The 20,544-nt window shown below is 72.2% G+C and carries 15 protein-coding genes, 3 tRNA genes and 1 riboswitch; of the genes, 10 read left to right on the forward strand and 8 right to left on the reverse strand.

Annotated elements, in window-relative coordinates; genetic code table 11:
* Positions 1-4 precede the first annotated feature (4 nt).
* From ACZ45Z_RS31700 to ACZ45Z_RS31710, 3 genes are all read right to left on the reverse strand, one after another.
* Positions 5-79, reverse strand: a tRNA-Asp gene (locus tag ACZ45Z_RS31700).
* A gap of 47 nt (positions 80-126) precedes the next feature.
* A tRNA-Glu gene (locus ACZ45Z_RS31705) sits at positions 127-199 on the reverse strand.
* 82 nt (positions 200-281) lie between these two features.
* Entirely contained in the window at positions 282-1,967 is a 1,686-nt protein-coding gene (locus ACZ45Z_RS31710; protein ID WP_468369847.1) for a metallophosphoesterase family protein, read from the reverse strand.
* Between the two features lie 104 nt (positions 1,968-2,071).
* Between ACZ45Z_RS31710 and ACZ45Z_RS31715 the strand changes: the two genes are divergently transcribed.
* The 6 genes from ACZ45Z_RS31715 to ACZ45Z_RS31740 all read left to right on the forward strand — a co-directional run bounded on the left by ACZ45Z_RS31715 (position 2,072) and on the right by ACZ45Z_RS31740 (position 8,658).
* Positions 2,072-2,422, forward strand: coding sequence for a metallopeptidase family protein (locus tag ACZ45Z_RS31715; protein WP_468369850.1), 351 nt, complete (start codon positions 2,072-2,074; stop codon positions 2,420-2,422).
* A 267-nt stretch (positions 2,423-2,689) separates the two neighbouring features.
* On the forward strand, positions 2,690-3,244 hold the full coding sequence (locus ACZ45Z_RS31720) for a hypothetical protein (RefSeq protein WP_468369853.1): 555 nt from the start codon (positions 2,690-2,692) through the stop codon (positions 3,242-3,244).
* A gap of 301 nt (positions 3,245-3,545) precedes the next feature.
* Positions 3,546-5,846, forward strand: coding sequence for a DEAD/DEAH box helicase (locus ACZ45Z_RS31725; RefSeq protein WP_468369855.1), 2,301 nt, complete (start codon positions 3,546-3,548; stop codon positions 5,844-5,846).
* Positions 5,847-6,078: 232 nt separating this feature from the next.
* Positions 6,079-6,151, forward strand: a tRNA-Lys gene (locus tag ACZ45Z_RS31730).
* 376 nt (positions 6,152-6,527) lie between these two features.
* The gene (locus ACZ45Z_RS31735) at positions 6,528-7,163 is read left to right on the forward strand and encodes an excalibur calcium-binding domain-containing protein (RefSeq protein ID WP_468369858.1); all 636 of its coding nucleotides are present in this window, start codon (positions 6,528-6,530) and stop codon (positions 7,161-7,163) included.
* A gap of 355 nt (positions 7,164-7,518) precedes the next feature.
* Complete coding sequence (locus ACZ45Z_RS31740; RefSeq protein ID WP_468369900.1) at positions 7,519-8,658, forward strand: PP2C family protein-serine/threonine phosphatase; 1,140 nt, start codon at positions 7,519-7,521, stop codon at positions 8,656-8,658.
* A gap of 76 nt (positions 8,659-8,734) precedes the next feature.
* Here ACZ45Z_RS31740 and ACZ45Z_RS31745 read toward each other — a convergent pair whose 3' ends face one another.
* Positions 8,735-9,961 (reverse strand): DUF2332 domain-containing protein, encoded by a 1,227-nt coding sequence (locus ACZ45Z_RS31745; protein WP_468369861.1) that lies wholly within the window; start codon positions 9,959-9,961, stop codon positions 8,735-8,737.
* Positions 9,962-10,428: 467 nt separating this feature from the next.
* Positions 10,429-10,562: riboswitch (cyclic di-AMP (ydaO/yuaA leader) on the forward strand.
* An 11-nt stretch (positions 10,563-10,573) separates the two neighbouring features.
* Between ACZ45Z_RS31745 and ACZ45Z_RS31750 the strand changes: the two genes are divergently transcribed.
* Both ACZ45Z_RS31750 and ACZ45Z_RS31755 read left to right on the forward strand, forming a co-directional pair.
* A complete protein-coding gene (locus ACZ45Z_RS31750; RefSeq protein ID WP_468369863.1) occupies positions 10,574-11,719 on the forward strand; it encodes a M23 family metallopeptidase in 1,146 nt (381 codons plus the stop codon).
* Between the two features lie 235 nt (positions 11,720-11,954).
* On the forward strand, positions 11,955-12,899 hold the full coding sequence (locus tag ACZ45Z_RS31755; RefSeq protein ID WP_468369866.1) for an aldo/keto reductase: 945 nt from the start codon (positions 11,955-11,957) through the stop codon (positions 12,897-12,899).
* A 274-nt stretch (positions 12,900-13,173) separates the two neighbouring features.
* Here ACZ45Z_RS31755 and ACZ45Z_RS31760 read toward each other — a convergent pair whose 3' ends face one another.
* Positions 13,174-13,479, reverse strand: coding sequence for a hypothetical protein (locus ACZ45Z_RS31760; RefSeq protein WP_468369868.1), 306 nt, complete (start codon positions 13,477-13,479; stop codon positions 13,174-13,176).
* A gap of 317 nt (positions 13,480-13,796) precedes the next feature.
* On the opposite strand from ACZ45Z_RS31760, the gene ACZ45Z_RS31765 reads away from it, so the two are divergent.
* Complete coding sequence (locus ACZ45Z_RS31765; protein ID WP_468369871.1) at positions 13,797-14,348, forward strand: HNH endonuclease; 552 nt, start codon at positions 13,797-13,799, stop codon at positions 14,346-14,348.
* 28 nt (positions 14,349-14,376) lie between these two features.
* Here ACZ45Z_RS31765 and ACZ45Z_RS31770 read toward each other — a convergent pair whose 3' ends face one another.
* Together ACZ45Z_RS31770 and trmB are read right to left on the reverse strand one after the other, a co-directional pair.
* Positions 14,377-15,504, reverse strand: coding sequence for a PrsW family intramembrane metalloprotease (locus tag ACZ45Z_RS31770; protein ID WP_468369874.1), 1,128 nt, complete (start codon positions 15,502-15,504; stop codon positions 14,377-14,379).
* Positions 15,505-16,123: 619 nt separating this feature from the next.
* Entirely contained in the window at positions 16,124-16,945 is an 822-nt protein-coding gene (trmB, locus tag ACZ45Z_RS31775) for a tRNA (guanosine(46)-N7)-methyltransferase TrmB (protein WP_468369877.1), read from the reverse strand.
* 362 nt (positions 16,946-17,307) lie between these two features.
* Between trmB and ACZ45Z_RS31780 the strand changes: the two genes are divergently transcribed.
* Entirely contained in the window at positions 17,308-19,029 is a 1,722-nt protein-coding gene (locus ACZ45Z_RS31780) for an outer membrane protein assembly factor BamB family protein (protein ID WP_468369879.1), read from the forward strand.
* 116 nt (positions 19,030-19,145) lie between these two features.
* On the opposite strand, the gene lhgO is transcribed toward ACZ45Z_RS31780, so the two are convergent.
* Entirely contained in the window at positions 19,146-20,378 is a 1,233-nt protein-coding gene (gene lhgO, locus ACZ45Z_RS31785; RefSeq protein ID WP_468369881.1) for an L-2-hydroxyglutarate oxidase, read from the reverse strand.
* Positions 20,379-20,544: the final 166 nt, after the last annotated feature.

Genomic DNA, 20,544 nt, shown 5'->3' on the forward strand with positions numbered 1-20,544 from the left:
GCAGCGGTCCTGACGGGATTTGAACCCGCGGCCTCCACCTTGACAGGGTGGCGAGCACTCCAAACTGCTCCACAGGACCTTGCATTGTGCGAAACGGCGTTAACCAGTCTCGCACACGGTAATGCGTGCCCCCAACGGGATTCGAACCCGTGCTACCGCCTTGAAAGGGCGGCGTCCTGGGCCACTAGACGATGAGGGCTGATGGCCCACCTTGGCGCCTTACCGGCGCCGTCGGGGACGTGAGAAGCATATGGGATCGGAGGACCGTTCGCCAAAACGGTTTACCCGGGGCCGCCGGACGAGCTCCTGGAGGGCCCGCCGGAGGGCCGGGCGGAAACCCCGGACGAGGAGCCCGGGGAGCTCGGCGAACGGGTGGGCGAGGAGGTCGGCGCCGGGCTCGCGCCGGGCTGGTTCTCCCGGGGGAGGTGGCGGCTGACCTCCGCCCGGGACAGTCCCAGGCCGCCCAGCGTGATCTCGTCCCACGCCTGGAGCCGTTTGGTCGACCGGTCCAGGTAGAGCACCGACGCCCGGACCTGCTCGGGCTTCTTGTTCTGCACCGCGCGCAGCCCGCCGCCGCCCGTCGAACCCTCGACCATCAGCCGGGTGCCCCGGGGGAGCGTGGTGTTCGCGCGGTGGTGGATGTGCCCGGCCAGCGCCAGCGGGACCAGCCCGTCCGCCTCGGTCGCGGCGGCCGGGTTGTGGGCCAGCGCGATGTCGACGGGCGTACCGGCCAGCCGCTGGGTCCGCAGCGAGTCGGCGAGCCGCCCGCCGGCGGTGCGCTCGGCCGCGTCGCCCGCCGCCACCACGGAGCGGTCCGGCGTGAACTGCGGATCGCCGACGCCCGCGATGCGCACCCCGGCCACCCGGGTGACCTGGCCGTCGTCGAGCACGGTGACGTGCTTGCGGCCCGCCAGGTACTTCTGCGTGGTCCGCGAGTCGTGGTTGCCGCGCACCCAGACGTAGGGGGCGCCGAGGGTCGAGACGGGGTCCAGGAAGTGGTTCTCGGCCGCCGAGCCGTGATCCATCGTGTCGCCGGTGTCGACGATGACGTTGATCCGGTACTGCTTGACCAGGGACGCGATGATCCGCCAGCTACCCGGGTTGAGGTGGATGTCGGAGACGTGCAGCACGCGGATGGTGCTGGGGTCCGGCTGGTAGGCGGGGAGCGTGGAGGTGGCGTCGTAGAGCTTGGTGACGTTGGTGACCAGACGCGCCAACTCTCGCTGGTAGACGTCGAATTCGCTGACGATGTTGCGGGCGTTGCCGACCACGGACGGGGCCGAGGAGAGCAACCCGGAGAACTTCGGCTCCAGGACGGACTTGGGGTTCCAGGTGGCGTACGCGGCGGCCCCGGAGCAGGCGAGCAGGGCCAGCGCCAGACCGCCGGCGGCCAGGGCGCGGCGCGGCCTGCGGTAGACGGCCAGGCCCAGCGCGGTGGCGCCGGACACCACCGCGACGCCGGAGTACAGGGCCAGGGTGGCGCCGCCCCGGCTGACGTCGTGGGTGACCTGGTCCTGGAGCCCGGCGAACCGCTCGGGGTGATCGACCAGTTCCTGGGAGCGGGCCGGGTCCAGCCGGTCGACGTCGACGTCGAGCCGCACCGGCGCGTAGTGGCTGCGCAGTTCGAGGTCGCCCAGCGGGGAGACGTTGATCCGGGTGCCGCCGGTCAGCGAGGGGCGCAGCGCCATGCGGGTGTCCATCGGGCCGACGGGGGCGTGGACGCCGCCGAGGACGAGCAGCCCGAGCCACGCGCCGAGGACGGTGACGGCCATCAGGCCCAGTGCGCGGCCGTAGGGATGCGGCGCCGGGGTGAGGGTGGTCGTGCCCGCCGTACGGCGGGAGCGGTAGGTACGGCGGACGGCTGCGGGCAGTCCCCGTACGGCGTTGAGCCGGGTACGGAGCAGCCGCAGCGGGGAGCCCGCCGGGGCGTCGGTGGTCGGTCTCCTGGTGCGCGCGACGCGTGGCATTGGGGCCGTATGCCCCGGGTGGCGCCCGTTAAGCGGGATATCGGCGGTCGCTCCGGTGGCCGGTGGGTGACGTGCCGGGGCGGCCCGTGGCGGAGAATGGGGGCGTGCTGGAAATGACGCGCGAGGAGTTCGAGGAACTGGTCGCCGAGGCGCTGGACCGGATCCCGCCGGAGCTGGCCCGGCTGATGGACAACGTGGCGGTATTCGTCGAGGACGAGCCCCCGACCGACGATCCCGAGCTGCTCGGGCTCTACGAGGGGACGCCGCTGACCGAGCGCGGGGAGTGGTACGCCGGGGTGCTGCCGGACCGCATCACCATCTACCGGGGGCCCACGCTGCGCATGTGCGCGACGCGCGAGGACGTCGTCGCCGAGACCGAGGTGACGGTCGTTCATGAGATCGCGCACCACTTCGGTATCGACGACGAGCGGCTGCACGCGCTCGGCTACGGCTGAGGCGGCCGGCGGCGCGAGACCGGGGATCGGCGGCACGGTGCGCGTGTCCTCCGGCCGCGCCCGGGAGTTGGGCAGGGCGTCCGTCGCCGCCGTCCCTGCGCTCCGGATCCGGAGGTCCCGCCCGTGTGCCCGATCCCTTCCCGTTTGCCGTCCTCGACGCGTTCCCCGTCGGACGCTTCCGCGCGCCCTCCACTGCCCTTTGATCGGCGGCCCTCGGGGGCTCCGCCGCGGTCCGGGCGTCCGCTGGCCCGCGTCACCGCCGCCGCCGTGTCCGTGTCGGCGCTGGCCGCCTCGCTGGCCGGCTGCATGAGCGTCAGCGACGCGGAGCCGCCGAAGCCGTCGGGCACCGCGGCCCGGCACGGCGACGGCAAGGGCGGGACGCCGGGGCCCGGCGGGTTGACGGCCGACGGGCGCGGTGACGGGCCGCGGCGGATGGGGCGGGCCGGCGACGAGCGTCCGGCGGGCGGCGCCAAGCACGCCGGGCCGTCCGCGGGGGCGACGCCCACGGCTTCCGCGCCGAGCGCGCCCCAGCGGCCGGTGGCGCCCTCCGGCCCGGAGCCGGGCGCGGGCAAGAAGAGCGGCGGGAAGGGCGCGAGCGGCGGCTCGTCCGGGGGCGGCGGGGCGAATCCGGGCCCGACGCCGTCGCGCACCGGGCACCCGACCCCGCCGCCGTCCACGCCGACGCCCCCGACGCCGACCGAGAAGCCGACGCCGCCGCCGAGCAGCCCGCCGCCGCCCCCCACCGCCCAGGCGTCGGGCATGTCACCCGCTTCGCCGACGTCTTCGCAGATGGACTCCCCGTGGGCGGAGCCCGGGGCCTAGGTCGGGGCCTGGTCCGGGGTGTTCGCGCAGGTGAGGGTGTATGCCGACACCGTTCGGCGGTAACGCGTACACTGAGGCGTGACGGTCCCCGGCTTTTCGTCGGCCCAGCAGCGCATTTGCCTTCCAGGGGGCAAGGTGCGTATGGTGGTAGATCGTTTGATCCCATTTGCCCGGCGCCAGACAGAAGCGCGCCGCGTGGCGCGTTCTCTCCCTTGCCGTGGCTGACCGCATAGAGGCGGTCTTGTGTGAAACACACGGAGTTTGGGCGCGTGCCGAGACTCCGGAAGGTTTCGCATTTCGCATGTCAATTTCCACTGAGCAGTCCGTCATGCCCGCAATCGACGAGCAGACGGCCCCCGAGGCGAGCGAGTCGGTCCAGACGGCCGCCGCGGCCACGACGATCGACGCCCCCCAGGTGACCGAGGCGGCCGAGTCCGCCGACGCTGGCCGGGACGAAAGCGCCGCCGACGCCGCGCCCGCCGAGCCGACCGTCACCTTCGGCGACCTCGGACTGCCCGAGGGCATCGTCCGCAAGCTGGCGCAGAACGGTGTCACCACCCCGTTCCCGATCCAGGCCGCGACCATCCCGGACGCGCTGGCCGGCAAGGACATCCTCGGCCGTGGCCGCACCGGCTCCGGCAAGACCCTCTCCTTCGGTCTGCCGACCCTGGCCCTCCTGGCCGGTGGCCACACCGAGAAGAAGAAGCCCCGCGCGGTCATCCTCACCCCGACCCGTGAGCTCGCGATGCAGGTCGCGGACGCCCTCCAGCCGTACGGCGACGTGCTCGGCCTGAAGATGAAGGTCGTCTGCGGCGGTACGTCCATGGGCAACCAGATCTACGCCCTGGAGCGCGGCGTCGACGTCCTCGTCGCCACCCCCGGCCGCCTGCGCGACATCATCAACCGCGGCGCCTGCTCGCTGGAGAACGTCCAGATGGCCGTCCTCGACGAGGCCGACCAGATGTCCGACCTGGGCTTCCTGCCCGAGGTCACCGAGCTGCTCGACCAGATCCCCAAGGGCGGCCAGCGCATGCTGTTCTCCGCCACGATGGAGAACGAGATCGGCACGCTGGTCAAGCGTTACCTGACCGACCCGGTCCACCACGAGGTCGACAGCGCCCAGGGCAACGTCACGACCATGACCCACCACGTCCTCGTCGTGAAGCCGAAGGACAAGGCGCCGGTCACGGCCGCGATCGCCGCCCGCAAGGGCCGCACGATCATCTTCGTCCGTACCCAGCTCGGTGCCGACCGCATCGCCGAGCAGCTCGTCGAGGCGGGCGTCAAGGCGGACGCGCTGCACGGCGGCATGACGCAGGGCGCCCGTACGCGGGTCCTCGCGGACTTCAAGGAGGGCTACGTCAACGCCCTGGTCGCCACCGACGTCGCCGCCCGCGGCATCCACGTCGACGGCATCGACCTGGTCCTGAACGTCGACCCGGCCGGTGACCACAAGGACTACCTGCACCGCTCGGGCCGTACCGCCCGCGCCGGCCAGTCCGGCACGGTCGTCTCCCTGTCGCTGCCGCACCAGCGCCGCCAGATCTTCCGCCTGATGGAGGACGCGGGCGTGGACGCCTCGCGTCACATCGTCGGCGGCGCCGGCGCCTTCGACGACGACGTGGCCCGGATCACCGGCGCGCGTTCGCTCACCGAGGTGCAGGCCGAGTCGGCCAACAACTCCGCCAAGCAGGCGGAGCGCGAGGTGACCGAGCTGACCCGTGAGCTGGAGCGTCTCCAGCGTCGCGCCACCGAGCTGCGCGAGGAGGCGGACCGGCTGACCGCCCGCGCCGCCCGCGAGCGCGGCGAGGACCCGGCCGAGGCGCTTGCCGCCGCGGCCGCGATCACCGAGGCCGCCGCCGAGGCGCCCGAGGCGACCGTCCCGGCCCAGGCCGTGTCGGACGAGGCGCCGCGTCGCTCCTCCTACGAGCGCCGTGACGAGCGGGGCAACTTCGAGCGGCGCGACCGCCGTGACGACCGTCCGACCGGTGGCGGTTTCAACCGCGACCGTCGCGACGACCGTTCCGGTGGTGGCCGTTCCTTCGACCGTGACCGCCGTGACGACCGCTCGGGTGGCGGTTTCAACCGTGACCGTCGTGACGACCGTCCGACCGGTGGCGGTTTCAACCGCGACCGTCGCGATGACCGTTCCGGTGGTGGCTTCAACCGTGACCGTCGTGACGACCGTCCGACCGGTGGCGGTTTCAACCGTGACCGTCGCGATGACCGCTCGGGTGGCGGTTTCAACCGCGACCGTCGCGATGACCGTTCCGGTGGTGGCTTCAACCGCGACCGTCGTGACGACCGTCCCACCGGCGGCGGTTTCAACCGCGACCGCGGCGACCGTCCGGCCCGCCCGTTCAACCGCGACGACCGCTCCACCGGCCGCCCGGCCTCCGGTGGCTACCGCTCCGGTGGCGGCGACCGCCCGTTCAACCGCGACGACCGCTCCGGCGGCCGCCCCGCTTCCGGTGGCTACCGCTCCGGTGGCGGCGACCGCCCCTACGCCCGTCGTGACGACCACCGCGGCTCCGGCTCCGGCACCGCGACCGGCTCCTTCGGCCGCCGCGACGACAAGCCGCGCTGGAAGCGCAACGGCTGATCCGGCCGAGCGCCTCATAAGCGCCTAGGTATGCGCCGCAGGGCCCGTACGTCACGCAAGTGCCGTACGGGCCCTGCGCGTTGGGCGACCTCCGGCACCCCGGGCGGTCGCCGCCGGACACCCCACGCGCCCGCGAGCGCGGCGGACGCGGCCCCCGGGAACGCCCCGCCGAGCCCGCCGATGTCTAATGGCTTCGGGCTGCGGCACATGGTCGGGCTATGCTGCTCGGTGCGGGCCATTAGCTCAATTGGCAGAGCAGTGGACTTTTAATCCATTGGTTCAGGGTTCGAGCCCCTGATGGCCCACCGCAGTTGGTCGAGGAGACCTCCTCTGATCTGCTGAACAGCGCTCCCATCGGCTCAGGCCGGTCGGGGCGCTGTGGCGTTTCCGGCGGGGCCGGCTCCCGGTCTTTGGGCATCGGTCTCCCGGGTTTGAACAGCGGTGATGTTCCCCCGGGTGCTTGGGCGGCCGGGGCGCTGTGTTCGGGACCGGTGATCCACGGGCGTCCTCGCGGTGTGCGGCGCAGACTGGAATTACCCGCGTACCACCGTCGAGGTGATGTCCATGGGGCGCATTCTTTCCGCAGGCTCCGCCCTTCTTCTGGCGGGCACGGTGGCGTTGGCGGGGGTCAGCGCCTGTGGTTCCGGGGACGAGAGCCGGCCGGCGGGAGGCGGTGCGACCGTGACCACGACCCGGACCGCGCCGCCCTCGGAGCCGCGGTCTTCCCCGGGGTCACCGTCCGCCCCCGCGCCGTCGAAGCCCGCCGTACCGTCGAAGCCCGCCGTTCCCTCGAAGCCTGCCGTTCCCTCGAAGCCGCCGGCCCCGCCGCCTTCCGTCCCGCCGCAGCCGACGGCGAGCCCGACTCTCGACGCGCGTTCCACCGTCGAGGCCTACTTCGACGCCATCAACGCGCACGACTACCGACGCGCCTGGGACCTCGGCGGCAAGAACCTCGGCGGCACTTTCTCGTCCTTCCGCGCGGAATTCGCCGACACGGTCCTGGACGTGGTGCAGGTGCTCGACGTCACCGGTGGCACGGTGACGGTCACCCTCGACGCCCTCCAGACGGACGGGACCGTGCGGTCCTTCGAGGGCACGTACACGGTGCGGGCCGGGGCCATCACCGGAGCCGACATACGGCTGGTGACGACCCCCACGCCGACGGAGCCGGGCCCGACCGCGGGGCCGTACCCGCCGGGGCCCCCGGCCGGCACCCCCGACCTGGACTGCAAGGACCTCTCCGGGCCCGTGATCGTCGGTCCTGACGACCCCCACAACCTGGATGCCGACAATGACGGCATCGGTTGTGACGAGTAGGAGGACGAGTAGGAGGAGGGGGTCGGTCCTCAAGTCCCGTGGGGGTGGGCATTCTTGAGGGTGTTCTGCGCTCGGCGGCCTGATGTGCGCGGTCGCCCGGCCGCGGACGTGCCCCTGGGCCGACCTCGCCGGGGCGCCCCCGGCCGTCCTCGCCGAGGTGACTCCGCCCGCCCTCCCCGCCCGTGACCCATCCGGCCCCCACGGACTCGCCGCCCGGCGCCGTAACCGAAAGCCTTGGGAAGTCGAGTGCGTACGGGGCGAGGGCGTACGGGCGACCGCGTTATGGGCGACCGCGTACGGGCGAGGGCGTACGGCGAGGGCGTACGGGCGGGAGGAGAAGAGGCGGCCGGTGCGGATGCTTCGAGGCGGTGGTGGCCGTACGGGCGAGAGGGAGCGGCGTGCGCGCGGTGCCCGGATGTCGCCGCTCGGCCGTCGCCTGGTGTGCTGGTTGCCGTTCGTCCTGATCGTCGGCGGCCTCGTTTTCGACGCCAGCACTCCCGCCCGCTACACCGCCTCGCCGTTCTTCTCCGCCGCCCCCCTCGTCGCGGCTCCCCTCTACTCCCTGACCGGCACCGCGGCCGTCGCCGTGACCGCCATCGCCGGCGAGATGGCCGTCACGATCTACCACGGTTCGCGGAACGCCAACGAGTCGGTCACCGAGGCGCTGACCGTCATCGTCGTCGCCGTCCTGGCGCTCGGTATCAATCGGGTCGTCCGCAGGAGTGACGCCAAGCTGGCGTCCGTACGGGACGTCTCGGAGGCCGCTCAGCGCGCCGTGCTCCCCCTGCCACCCGACCGGGTCGGCGGCCTGGCGGTGGCCGCGCGCTACGTGGGCGCGCGGGTGGACGCCCGCATCGGCGGGGACCTCTACGCGATCCAGGACACTCCGCACGGCGTACGGATGATCGTCGGCGACGTACGGGGCAAGGGGCTGGAGGCCGTCGAGGCCGCGGTGGTCGTCGTCGGCGCCTTCCGGGAGGCGGCGGAACAGGAGGCCACACTGGAGGCGGTGGCCGGCCGGCTGGAACGGGCGCTGCAACGGGAGGGCGGGCGGCGCGCGGGACTCGACCAGTTCGAGGGATTCACCACGGCCGTCCTGGCGGAAATCCCGGCCCGGGAGCCTTCCGTCCTCCGCGTCCTCAACCGCGGCCATCCGCCGCCGCTGCTGCTCTCCCCGGATGGCGGCCTGTGCGAACTGGTTCCCGCGGAGCCGGCGCTGCCGCTGGGGATGAGCGGGGTGGCCGGGTGGCCGGACCGGGCGGACGAGACGTTCTTCCCGGCCGGCTCGTTGCTGCTGCTGTTCACCGACGGGGTGACCGAGGCCCGGGACGCAGCCGGCCGGTTCTACGACCCGTCGGCCCAACTGCGCGGCCGCCGCTTCCCGGCGCCCGGCATCCTCCTGGACACGCTCATCGAGGAGGTCTCCCGGCATACGGGCGGTGCGCAGGCGGATGACATGGCCTTGCTGGCGGTGCGGCGGCCGTTGGGGGCGTAGAGGGAAGGGAGCAGGGGGGAGAGAACGCGGGGGAGGGGGCGCTCGGAAACGGGCTTGTGACGTGCCCTCCTTCGCCTCAGGCGCGTGTGTCAGCCTCGGGTGCGCGCCCCCCGTCCCCTACCAGTCGGCGCAGGCTCTGGCCGTGCGGGCCGGTGAGCGCGACCGGGCGCTCGTCCAGGGCGAGGGTCAGCAGATGGGCGTCCTGCGGGCGTGGGAGGTGGTGCGCCGGCGCGGTGATCCAGGGCAGGACGGTGTGGTGCTCGTTGGAGATCCAGTGCCCGGGACCGTTCCGCTCGGCGAGCAGCGACCGGACGAGGGCGGCGAACTCCTCGCGGCGGGCGAGCGGGAGGTAGGTCAGTACGGCGCTGTGGAAGATGACGAGCGTGGCGTCCGCCGGGGCCTCAGCGGCCAGCGCGGGCAGCTCGTCCAGCAGATCGCCGCGCACGATCCGCGGGCGCGGCGCCGCCCGTACCGCCTCGATGGCGGCCGACAGCCGCTCCGTGCGGCCGTCCTGGCCCGGCCAGACCAGGGCCCGTAGCCAGCGGAGGTCGTCGGGGTCGGCGACCGGGTCGAGCGGATGGAGATCGATGCCGGCGCGCCAGACGATCTCGGGCAGCGGCCACTCGGCGGGAGGGTTCTCGGGCGTGGGGATCTCGTCTGCCGGGCTTTCCGGCGTATGGCGCTCGGACGTACGGCAGCCGTACGTCCGGCTCTCCGACGTCCGGCACTCGAAGGTCACCGGACTGTCGGGAGCGCCCACCTCGACCACCCCCTGCCCCAGTGGTGCCCAGAAGTCCTCGTCGGCGCCCTCCGCACCACGGGCGGCCCGCTCCGGCAGATACCGGTACCGGTAGCGGTCCGGGTGCAGGCACAGCCCGGCCGACGTGCCGACCTCCAGCAGGGCGAGCGGCTGCGGCAGGCCGGCGAGCAGCGGCAGCAGCGTGGCGCAGCGGGCCGGCTCGTTGGTCTGGGTGGAGCGGCGGATGATCACCGAGCGGACCTCGTCCCAGTGCCGGATCGTCCACTCGCGCCACCGCCCGTACGCCGCCTCCCCGCGCGGGCCCTGTTCGGCGTGCGGGCCGTCGAGATAGCGGACGGCGCCGAGGAGGAGGTTCGGCTGGCGCTTGTTGCCGGCGGGCAGCGAGCCGGCGAGCAGTTCGCAGAACTCCGTGTCCTGGCTGATCCGGAACGTCAGCTCTTCGTGCGCGTCGGACTGCCCGCGCGCCTGCTGCCAGGCGAATTCCCGGTACCGATCCGCCACTGTCTGCGCGTTGTGGAAGGCGTTGGCGACGTTGACGACCATGTTCCGACGTTACTGCTCTCACGCTGCGTAATTGCCGTGCACCCCTCCGCATAACAACTGGCGCACAATCGCCGGAAGATCGTTTGAAGGCCGTCGGTCAACTCGCCCGGTTTGCGCCCTCGGTGGGTGAAAAAGTCCTCGCCAAAGCTCGTACGGAGCACGTACGGATTCGCTGGAACGCTTGGAAATCGACTGCCACCTCTATTACTGTCCGATAACGCAGCGCGGTCGTCCCAGCCGTCGCAAGAGGCGGCACCGCGCGGCCGACGCCGAATCCCGTAAGCGCACTTCACGCACTCCAGCCCCCGCCCGCCCAGGACTTCACGCCACCCCGGTCATTCCGCACCTCGGCACGCACCACCGTGAGGCCACACCGCGACGCATCACCGCGACGCATCGCCGCGTAGCCGAGCCGCGCCGAAATGACCGGACCGCGCCGAATCTCCCGGACGTACGGGGACCGGATCGCACGAGCCGCGCCGAGGGAACCGGGGAACCATCCCCTTGGGGTGAATCGGACGCCTCCCGCCAGAGGCGCCCGTAGGAGACCTTCCTGCTCCGAACCCGTCAGCTAACCCGGTAGGCGAGAAGGAAGGAAAGGAGTGCGCCCCCGTGGCGTCCAACAGGTCTGCCTCCGAGGCTCCGTCCGCCTACGACCCCGCCGAGCGAAGCCGCTTCGACGATGAGCGAAGCCCCTTCGACGGAGGCCCCGTCGAGGGCCGCGGTCACAGCTTCGGATTCGACGCCGCCGACCGGGACGGCGACGGCCCCTGGGAAGAGTGGAATCCCACCGAGGAATCCGTCCGTCCCGTCCGCGGCAAGCACCGGGTGGCCAAGCAGCGCGGCGGCGGACTCGCCCGCAGCGGCACGGTCCTGGGCGTCGGCGTCATCGCGGCCGTCGGCGCGGGCGGGATCGCCACGGCCGAGGGCCGGCCGCCGGTACCGATCTCGATGCCCGACATCGGCGGCATGGCCGGCGACCTCGCGGCGAAGCTTCCGGACGCCAAGTCCCTCCCCGGCATAGGCGACCTCATATCCGACCCGGACGCCGACTCCGCCTCCGCGGCCGCCCCGGCCACCGCCGCCACGGCCCCTCTGGCGGCCCAGGGCAAGGACGCGGGCGAGGCCCTGCGCAACCGCATCCTCCAGCAGGCCGACGCGCAGCGGGGCGCCGCCGAGCGCGAAGCGCGCGACGCCGCCGAAGCCGCCGCCGTCAAACAGGCCGAGCAGGCAGCGTCCGAGAGCCAGAAGGCGGCCGAGAAGGCCGCGGCCGCCAAGAAGGCGGCGGAGGCGGAGGCCAAGCGCGAGGCCGAGGAGGCGGCACGCCGCAAGGCGGAGGCCGAGCGCCTCGCCGAACTGGCGCGGAACTTCGTCTCGCCCGTCACCTCCTACACCCTCACGGCCAGCTTCGGCCAGGCCGGCGACCGCTGGGCCGCGGACCACACCGGCCAGGACTTCGCCGCCCCGACCGGCACTCCCGTCAAGGCCGTGCACTCCGGCACCATCACCCAGGCGGGCTGGGCCGGCTCGTACGGCTACCGCATCGTCCTCACCCTCGACGACGGCACCGAACTCTGGTTCTGCCACCTGTCCTCGATGCTGAAGACCTCCGGCAAGGTCAACACCGGCGACATCATCGCCCGCGTCGGCGCCACCGGCAACGTCACCGGCCCCCACCTCCACCTGGAGGTCCGCCCGGGCGCCGGCGACCCGATCGACCCGATGCCTTGGCTGCGCGAGCACGGGGTGAGCGTCTGAGGGGTCGGCCGATGGCCGGCCGCCTCGTCATCCGATGGCTGGCCGGCCCGTCAGGCTGATGCCCGGCTGCTCTGTCAGTCGGACGCGGTTGGCCCGTCAGCTCGATGCCCACCGGGGCTGCGTCAGCCCGGCGTCCCACCTGGCCTCCGCAATCGCCCGACGCCCCGTCAGCCCGCCACCCCCACGGACCACCCTCGCGGAATAACTCCCCACCCCCACAACGCTGCAGCAACACATGACCACCGCGACACACAAGACCCTCGGCTCGCTCTCCGTCTCCCCCCTCTCCCTCGGCGGCAACGTCTTCGGCTGGACGGCGGACGAGGCCGAGTCCTTCGCCGTGCTCGACGCGTACGTGGCGGGGGGCGGCAACTTCATCGACACCGCCGACGTCTACTCGGCCTGGGTGCCGGGCAACAAGGGCGGCGAGTCCGAAACCGTCATCGGCAACTGGCTGACGGCGCGCGGCAACCGTGACGACGTCGTCATCGCCACCAAGGCCGGCGCCCACCCGGACTACAAGGGCCTGTCCGCCGCCACCCTCAAGGGAGCGGTCGACGAGTCCCTCACCCGCCTGCGCACCGACTACATCGACCTCTACTACACCCACTACGACGACGAGTCGGTCGAGGTCGGGGAGTTCCTCACCGCCCTCGACGACCTCGTCCAGGCCGGCAAGGTCCGCGAGATCGCCGCCTCCAACATCTCCGCGCGACGCCTCGACGAGTCCCTGGCCTTCTCGGCCCGCGAGGGCGTGGCCCGTTATGTGGCCCTCCAGCCCCACTACAACCTGGTCTCCCGCGACACGTACGAAGGCGAACTCGCCGACGTGGCCGCCCGCCACGGCCTGGGCGCGGTCCCGTACTTCGCCCTCGCGTCCGGCTTCCTGACCGGCAAGTACCGTCCGGGCGCGAGCGTCGACAGCGCCCGCTCCGAGGGTGCCGCCAAGCATCTGGCCACCGACCGCGGCCGCAAGGTCCTCGCCGCCCTCGACCAGGTGGCACAGGCACACTCCGCCGAGATCGCCACCGTCGCCCTCGCCTGGCTCGCCGCCCAGCCCACCGTCGTCGCCCCGATCGCCAGCGCCCGCACCACAACCCAGCTCCCGGCCCTCCTCGCCGTCGCCGACCTCACCCTCACCACCCCCGAACTGACCCTCCTCAACGAGGCATCGGCCTAACCACCAACCCCGGGGACGGAAGCGGGGCCGCCGGCGCAGGGTTTGTCCGACGACGCGCCCGAGGCCCCTACGGACACAGTCGCGGGCCGGGACGATCATCCGCCCCGGCCCGCACCCTTGCCCGCCCCATCAACATCAACCGGCGGCTACGGGATCCCGGCTACGGGATCCCGGCTACGGCATCCCGGCGACGAAACTCCCAGATACGACTAACCGGCTACGAACAACCCGGCTAGATCAACCCGGCTGCATCGACCCGGCTGCATCAACCCGGCTACGACGCCCGCCGGTCGACCGCCGCCCACGAGGCCAGCGCGACCCCACCGGCCACCGCGAACACCGCAGACCAGGCCCCGATCTTCTTGGCCAACGGATGGGACCCGGCAAACGCCGCCACATAAGCCCCGCTCAACGCGGCCGCCGTCGCACCCCCGGCCTTCTGCTGCCAACCCCGAGCCGCCACCGCCCCGGCGGCCGCCAACGCCACCCCACCCAACGGCCGCTTCTTGGTCCACCGAGCCACCCCATACCCGGCCACGAGCCCACCCGCCGCAACGACACTCGTCGGCATACCAGCCATCACAGAAACCTCCCCATCACGTGATAAGTCGGTCCGAGCCTACGCTTGCGTGTGGATGCTTTTCGAAGCGGCGTGCGGATCTCCTCTGCCCGCGAGTTGTGCGAGTCGCCACAGTGTGTTCGTCGGTGGCGTGGAGTGATCGCATAGTTGGAAGTATGCGTCCATGACGAAGGCGACAACGGCGAACTCCGTGAGTTTCGGTACCCCACCGGGTGTGTACGAAGGACAGCGCTTCAAGGGTCACGCAGAGCTCCATGCCAAGGGCGTGCACCGCCAATCGGGAAGAGGAATCTCCGGGGCGCTGCGGCCTTTTCCGGGTGGCGGACAACTGGATCACCGTCGGCAAGGAGGGGTTCCGCGTCTGCCAGTTCCGGCTCCTTGAGCTGGCTCCGGACGAAACGGTGAAGCCGCAACCCATCTCCAGTCACGGCGGCGCGGTTACCGACGTAGAAGACGAATTCCGTCGGGCCCTCGCCTGCGAGCGCCGGCTGCGCGATACGGCGGTCGTGCGGACGGTCAAGGAGATGTACGACAACACCTGCCAGATGTGTGGCCTGCGGCTGGTGGTTTCCCCCGACGGAAATGCAATTAGCGAGGCGGCTCATATTCATGCGCTGGGCAAACCCCACAACGGACCGGACAAGGTCGAAAACGTCCTGTGTCTCTGCCCGAACTGTCATACGCTTTTTGACCGGGGCGCTCTTCAGCTCACCGACGGATTGGAAGTGATCGACGGCCTGACGCAGAAATTCATTCGGGCATTGGATTGCGTCAAGGAACACCAGATAGATGTGGAGCGTGTGCGCCAGCACCGCAGTCGCTGGGAGGGGCGAAGCGTTTCGCCCGCCGTGCTCGACGGCCTTTCGTAGACGCCTGGATACGGCCTTTTGGCTGTGGTTACTGCCCGCTCCGAGCGGGACCGTCCACCGACCCATGTGTTCTGAGGAAGGCGTCGGTCAGGGCCGGTTGGGCCCAGGGGCGGTGGTGTTGGAGGTGGTGGAGGAGGGTGGCTTCTCGGGTGGTGAAGTCGGGGGTGGGGCCCGTGAGGTGGGCGCGGCGGCGGTGGAAGGCTAGGGCGGTGGCCAGAGCGGCGTATTCGGTGACGGCGCGGGCGGCGGCGGGGCCGTGGGTGCGGCGGGCCATGTCGCGGGCCAGCGCGCGGGTCTTGAGGGAGGAGAGCGCCGCGGGTTCGCCGGGGGCGAGCCAGCCGGCGGCGGCGTAGGGGGCGAGGTAACCACGCAGGGAGAGCAGCTCCTGGCGGCGGGCCCAGAGGGCGAGCCAGGTCACGGCGATGAAGACGGGGACCATGAACAGGCCGTAGACCAGCAGGAAGCCGAGGTCGCTCAGGGATGAGGCGCCGTTCCAGATGGCGTGCAGGAGGATCGCCGTGAGCAGGCCGAGGAGGGCGAGCGCGCTGCGGCTGGCGCGGCGGCGGGGGTAGCGGGTGGCGGCCGTGCCGAACGCCAGGCCGGTGAGGACCGTGAAGAGCGGGTGGGCGAACGGGGACACGATGACCCGGATGAAGAAGGTGCCCGCGGTGAGCGAGTCCAGTCCGGAGTGGCCTAGGGACTGGTCCTCGCCGAACGCGTCGCCAAGGTAGAGGACGTTCTCGGTGAACGCGAAGCCGGTGGCGGTGATGCCCGCGATGACGATGCCGTCGGTGATGCCGTCGAAGTCGCGTCGGCGGAAGCGGTAGAGGAGAAGGACGGCGGCGGCCTTGACCGGCTCCTCGATGATCGGGGCGATCACGGTCGAACCCCATGCCTCGGCTTCGGACGGGGACGCGGACGTGAACGTGGCGGCCAGCCAGTCGGTGGCGAAGCCGTTGGCGAGCACCGCGACGAGCGTGGCGGCGCAGGCGCCCCAGGCGAAGGCGAAGGCCAGGTTGCGCCACGGCTCGGGTTCTATCCGGTCGAGCCAGCGGAACGCCGAGATCAGGAGAGGAACGGGAAGGACGGCGAGGCCGAGCCCGACCAGAAGGCCCTGGGTCCCGGTCTCCTGGCGGACGATGCCGAAGGTGAGCACACCGCAGAGGGCGAGGAGGGAGATGAGGCAGGCGAGGGCTATGGCGCGGACGGGTTTGCTGTGACCGTGGGGTCGGTGTGCCCCGTGCGCCCCGTGGGACCGGTGGGTCGGGCGGCGGTGGGAGGCGGGTGCCGGCAGCGCGTGACGGGCGTGGAGGGGTGCAGAGAGCCGGGTGTCGGGGTGCGGCCGGGGGCATGGGGCGCTGTGTGGCTCGCCGTGCGGGTGGCCGTCCGTGTGGCCGTCCGGGTGGTGTGGCTGAGGGGAGGTGCGCGGCTCGGGGGACTCGTGTGGCCGGTGGAGCGGTTCGGTCGCGTACGCCTGGCGGTGCGGAGGCGGGGGCGGCTGCGGCGGATACACCTATCGACCCTAACGAGCCGGGGCGATGCGCCATGGCGTGCGGTGTCGCGCCGACCCGAGCGCGGGTTCGGAGGAACGGCACGGCTGCGGGCTCGCCGCCGCGTGCCAGCGGGGACGACCGCCCGGTGCCTGCGGGGACGACCGCCCGGGTGCCTGCGGCGACGGCCGTCACGTGCCCGCGCGACGGCCACCTCGTGCCTGAGGCGACGACATCCCGGTAACCCGCGGCGACCGCCGCCCCGTGCCGGCCGCGACGACCGCGCTACTCCCCCCGCCGGCGGAAGAGGAGGTCGTGGACGACGTGGCCCTTGTCCAGGCCCTGGCCCTCGAACCTGGTCAGGGGGCGGAAGTCCGGGCGGGGCGCGTAGGAGGGGTGGAGGTTTTCCAGGGTCGGCTCGGCGGAGAGGACGTCGAGCATCTGCTCGGCGTACGGCTCCCAGTCCGTCGCGCAGTGCACGAGCGCGCCGGGCGCGAGTCGGGTGGTCGCCAGCGAGACGAATTCCGGCTGGATCAGGCGGCGCTTGTGATGGCGCTTTTTCGGCCACGGGTCGGGGAAGTAGACCCGCAGTCCGGCGAGGGAGGCGGGGGCGAGCATCTCGCGCAGCAGGATGATCGCGTCGCCGTTGGCCACCCGGATGTTGGTCAGGCCGTTCCGCTCGGCGAGCCCGAGCAGGTTGCCCTGGCCGGGAGTGTGCACGTCACAGGCCAGGATGCCGGTGTCCGGGTCGGCGGCGGCCATCTGCGCGGTCGCCTCGCCCATACCGAAGCCGATCTCCAGAACGACGGGCCGCCCGTCGAAGAACGCGTCGAGGTCGATCCGGGAGAGCCCGTCGATATCCAGCCCCCATGTCGGCCACAGCCTGCGCAGCGCGTCGGCCTGACTGGGCGAGACGCGGCTGCGGCGGGGCTGGAACGAGCGGATACGGCGCTCGTGATGCGAGCCCGCGGGGTCGGCCGCCGGGCCGCTCCCATCGGGGAACATCGGCCCACGGCGGCGCCCCGGGGCGTCGGCTATCGCGGTACCGGCTTCCGGAGCGTCGGCTTCCGGGGCCTCGGTTTCGGGGGTACGGGGATACTCGGACACAGTGTGTCGATTCTACGGGGGCGGTTGAGGACCGCGGCGGGCCCTGTGGACAACTGCCGACTGCCCTCGCTGTGCTGCCGTTTTCCCGTGCGCCGCTGGTGCCGTGCTGTGGTGGGAGGGCGGCGGATATGTCGGCGGAGAGGGTTGGCGCGGTGAGCGACGGGACGCATACGATGCGTCGCTGACGTTGCACAATCCAACCAGGGGGTCTGTTTATCGTGTCGCAGGGCGGCCAAGGAAGCGCCGAAAATCCGGGACAGCCGCAGCCGCTGGGGCAGGGGGGGCCGGGGACGCCGCCGGCTGGCCCGCCGGCCCCGGGACAGGCCGCTCCGCAGCCCGTACCGCAGCAGGGGCAGGCGCCGATGGGCCAGGGGCCGTACGGCACCCCGGGCCAGCCGCCCGCCGGGCAGGCCCAGCAGCCCGGGAATCCCGGACCGTACGCCGGTCAGCAGGGCGGGCCCGGTCAGCCGGGCCAGCCAGGACAACAGGGCCAGCCCGCCCAGGCCGGCCCGCAGCATCCGCAGCAGGGAGTCCCGCAGCAGGGCCCGCCGCCGCAGACCCCGCCCCAGCAGGCCGGTTACGCCTATCCGCCCGCCCCGCAAGGCGGCCAGCAGCCGCCCCCGCCGTACGTCCCGCATCAGGCCCCTGCCCCGAGTCAGGCGCCCTTCCCGAATCAGGCGCCAGGCTCGAATCAGATGCAGCCCGGCCCCAACTTCCCACCCGGCCCCCACCAACCGCCCTTCCCCGGCGGTCCCACGGCGCCCCAGTTCCAGGGCGGACCCGGCCAGCCGGGCGGGCAGGCCCGTAGCGGTATGCCGGTGCCGCTGATCCTGGCCCTCGTCATGGTCGTGCTGATCGGTTGCGGCGTCGGCGGATACTTCGTGCTCACGGCCGGTGACGCGGACACCCCGACCGAGCAGCGGCCGGCGAACGCGATGACGCGGCTGTGGGAGGTGCCGTCCACCGTTTCCGAGCGCGAGGGGCAGGAGGAGAACGGGCTGCGCTCCATGTGGTTCACCCGGGACGAGGTCATCTACGGCGACGGCGACGGCGTGCGCTCGTACAACCGCAAGAGCGGCAAGAAGAAGTGGACGGCCAAGACGCCCAAGGGCGCCGGTGAGGTCTGCGGCATGTCCAAGGAGTCGAGCCACGAGGGTGTCGGCGCCGTGATCTTCGACGCGGGCGGCGACGACTGCTCCTTCCTCTCCGTCATCGACACGGACACCGGACGCACGCTCTGGTCGAAGAACCTCTCGTCCGGGGACGCCGAGGACAGCCCGCAGGTGGTCGTGAACTCGAAGGTCGTCGCTGTCGCGATCGGGCGTACGTACGCCGGTTTCACCATCAACGGCGGTGCGAAGGTCTGGGAGCTGACCGCGCGCGGTAACGAGTGCACGACCACCGTGGGGTTGAGCCTCCAGTACCGGGCCGTGGGCAGTGACTGCTACGACGTGAAGCCGAAGAAGCAACTGGCCCTCCAGGATCTGGAGTACGGCAGCAACCACTCGACCGTCTCGGGCGACGGGCGGGCGGTCGGCGACATCCTCTCCGACCAGCCTCTGACGATTCGCATGAGCAAGGAAGCGAATGTGATCGATGCCGAGCAGACCCTCTCGACCTACACGGACGAGGGTGCTCCGGACAAGACGTTCAAGCTCGAAGGCGAACTGAAGGACCTGGATCTCGAGCCGCGCACCACCTACGTCGACGAGGACGAGCAGGTGCTGGTGTCCAGCTACGGAGCCCTCGGCGGCCTCGCGGCCATGGACCTGAAGACCGGCGAGCTCCTGTGGAAGAAGCACGGATCGGCGGGCATCGCCGGAGTGGACCACGAAGGGGTGATCGTGCTGACCGATTCGCCCGAGGGCCAGGCCCCGGGCGGGGACCCGGCGGTCATCGCGATCAATCCGCGTGACGGCAAGGAGAAGGTGCTGGGGACGGTCTACGACCCCAAGGACGCCCTCGGACCGCCGAAGCTCATGTCCCTCCGCTGGAACGGCAGCAACAACGTCCTCTACATGCAGGGCGAGCGGCTGAGCGACAACCGGCCCAGCATCCAGGCATTCCAGGCACCGAACAACTGACGCCCGCCCGCCCGGGGTGCTCGCCCACCCTGGGCCGCGTCATTCCTCACGGCTCCCGGCTCCTCCCACGCCCCCGGTTCCTCACGGGCGCGCGGCGGTGCCGGGAGCCGCCTGCGTCAGCCGCTCGTCCCCAACACCCCCAGCACCCGCCGCGCCACCTCCCGGCCGATTGGGAGGGAGGCCGTGGCGGCCGGGGACGGGGCGTTGAGGACGTGGACGATGCCGGGGGAGGTGGCGAAGAGGAAGTCGTCGACGAGGGTGCCGTCGGGGAGGACGGCCTGGGCGCGGACGCCGGCCGGGGCGGGCAGGAGGTCTTCCTCGCGGGCGGCCGGCAGCAGGCGGCGGACGGCGTCGGCGAAGGCGCGGCGGGACAGGGAGCGGCGCAGTTCGCCGGCGCCGTAGCGCCAGTGGCGGCGGGCTATCCGCCAGGAGCCGGGGAAGGCGAGGGTGCCGGCCAGCTCGGTGGGGCGCAGGGTGCGCCAGTCGTAGCCCTCGCGGGCCAGGGCCGGGACGGCGTTCGGGCCGATGTGGACGGCGCCGTCGACGCCGCGGGTGAGGTGGACGCCGAGGAAGGGGAAGGCCGGGTCGGGCACCGGGTAGACCAGGCCGCGGACGAGGCCGGCGCGCTCCGGGGCGAGGGTGAAGTATTCGCCGCGGAACGGGACGATCCGCATGCCCGGAGCGTCGCCCGCCAGCCGCGCCACGCGGTCGCAGTGCAGGCCGGCGCAGTTGACCAGGGCGCGGGCGCGGTAGACCGTGCCGTCGGCCGTACGGACCGCGACGCGGCCGGGGCGGCGGCCGATGGTGGTCACCTCGGCGCCGTACGCGATCCGGGCACCGGCGTCCGTGGCGAGCTGGGCGAACCGGCGGGCGACGGCACCGAAATCGCAGACGCCGGTGGTGCCGACATGGATGGCGGCCAGGCCGCGCACCTCCGGTTCGTACTCGGCTATCTGGGCGGGGCCCAGCTCACGCACCGGGAGGCCGTGTTCCCGGCCGCGCTGGATGAGGGCGTGGAGCCGGGGCAGCTCGTCGCGCTCGGTGGCCACGATCAGCTTGCCGGTGACTTCGTGCGGAATGTCGTGTTCGAGGCAGAATTTGACCATCTCCGCCGAGCCCTGGAGGGCGAAGCGGGCCTTGAGCGAACCGGGTGGGTAGTAGATGCCGCTGTGGATCACGCCGCTGTTGCGCCCGGTCTGATGGCGGGCCGGGCCCGGCTCCTTCTCCAGGACCACGACGCGCGTGCCGGGCGCGGCCCGCGTCAGCGCCCAGGCCGTGGAGAGTCCGACGATGCCGGCACCGATCACCAGCACATCGCAGTCGTACGCCGCCGCCACTGCACCTCCCAAACCGCCCCGAACCTCCCCCACCGCATGACCGCGGACCGGCCCTCGCCGCAGACCCGCGCGTCATCACCGACGACGTACTCCATCATGACGGGCGGCACTGACAATCCGAATCCGGCAACGCGGTGGGGGGAGGAAGGGGGCGGAGGCGGCGCCCCGGCCTGCCGAG

It is taken from the genome of Streptomyces sp. NPDC031210 (assembly GCF_055570395.1).

Bases quoted from the DNA above. Each gene is read 5' to 3' on its own strand.
- ACZ45Z_RS31710 (WP_468369847.1), bottom strand. From the start codon at position 1,967: ATGCCACGCGTCGCGCGCACCAGGAGACCGACCACCGACGCCCCGGCG.
- ACZ45Z_RS31725 (WP_468369855.1), top strand. From the start codon at position 3,546: ATGTCAATTTCCACTGAGCAGTCCGTCATGCCCGCAATCGACGAGCAG.
- ACZ45Z_RS31740 (WP_468369900.1), top strand. From the start codon at position 7,519: ATGCTTCGAGGCGGTGGTGGCCGTACGGGCGAGAGGGAGCGGCGTGCG.
- ACZ45Z_RS31745 (WP_468369861.1), bottom strand. From the start codon at position 9,961: ATGGTCGTCAACGTCGCCAACGCCTTCCACAACGCGCAGACAGTGGCG.
- ACZ45Z_RS31755 (WP_468369866.1), top strand. From the start codon at position 11,955: ATGACCACCGCGACACACAAGACCCTCGGCTCGCTCTCCGTCTCCCCC.
- ACZ45Z_RS31760 (WP_468369868.1), bottom strand. From the start codon at position 13,479: ATGGCTGGTATGCCGACGAGTGTCGTTGCGGCGGGTGGGCTCGTGGCC.
- ACZ45Z_RS31780 (WP_468369879.1), top strand. From the start codon at position 17,308: ATGGGCCAGGGGCCGTACGGCACCCCGGGCCAGCCGCCCGCCGGGCAG.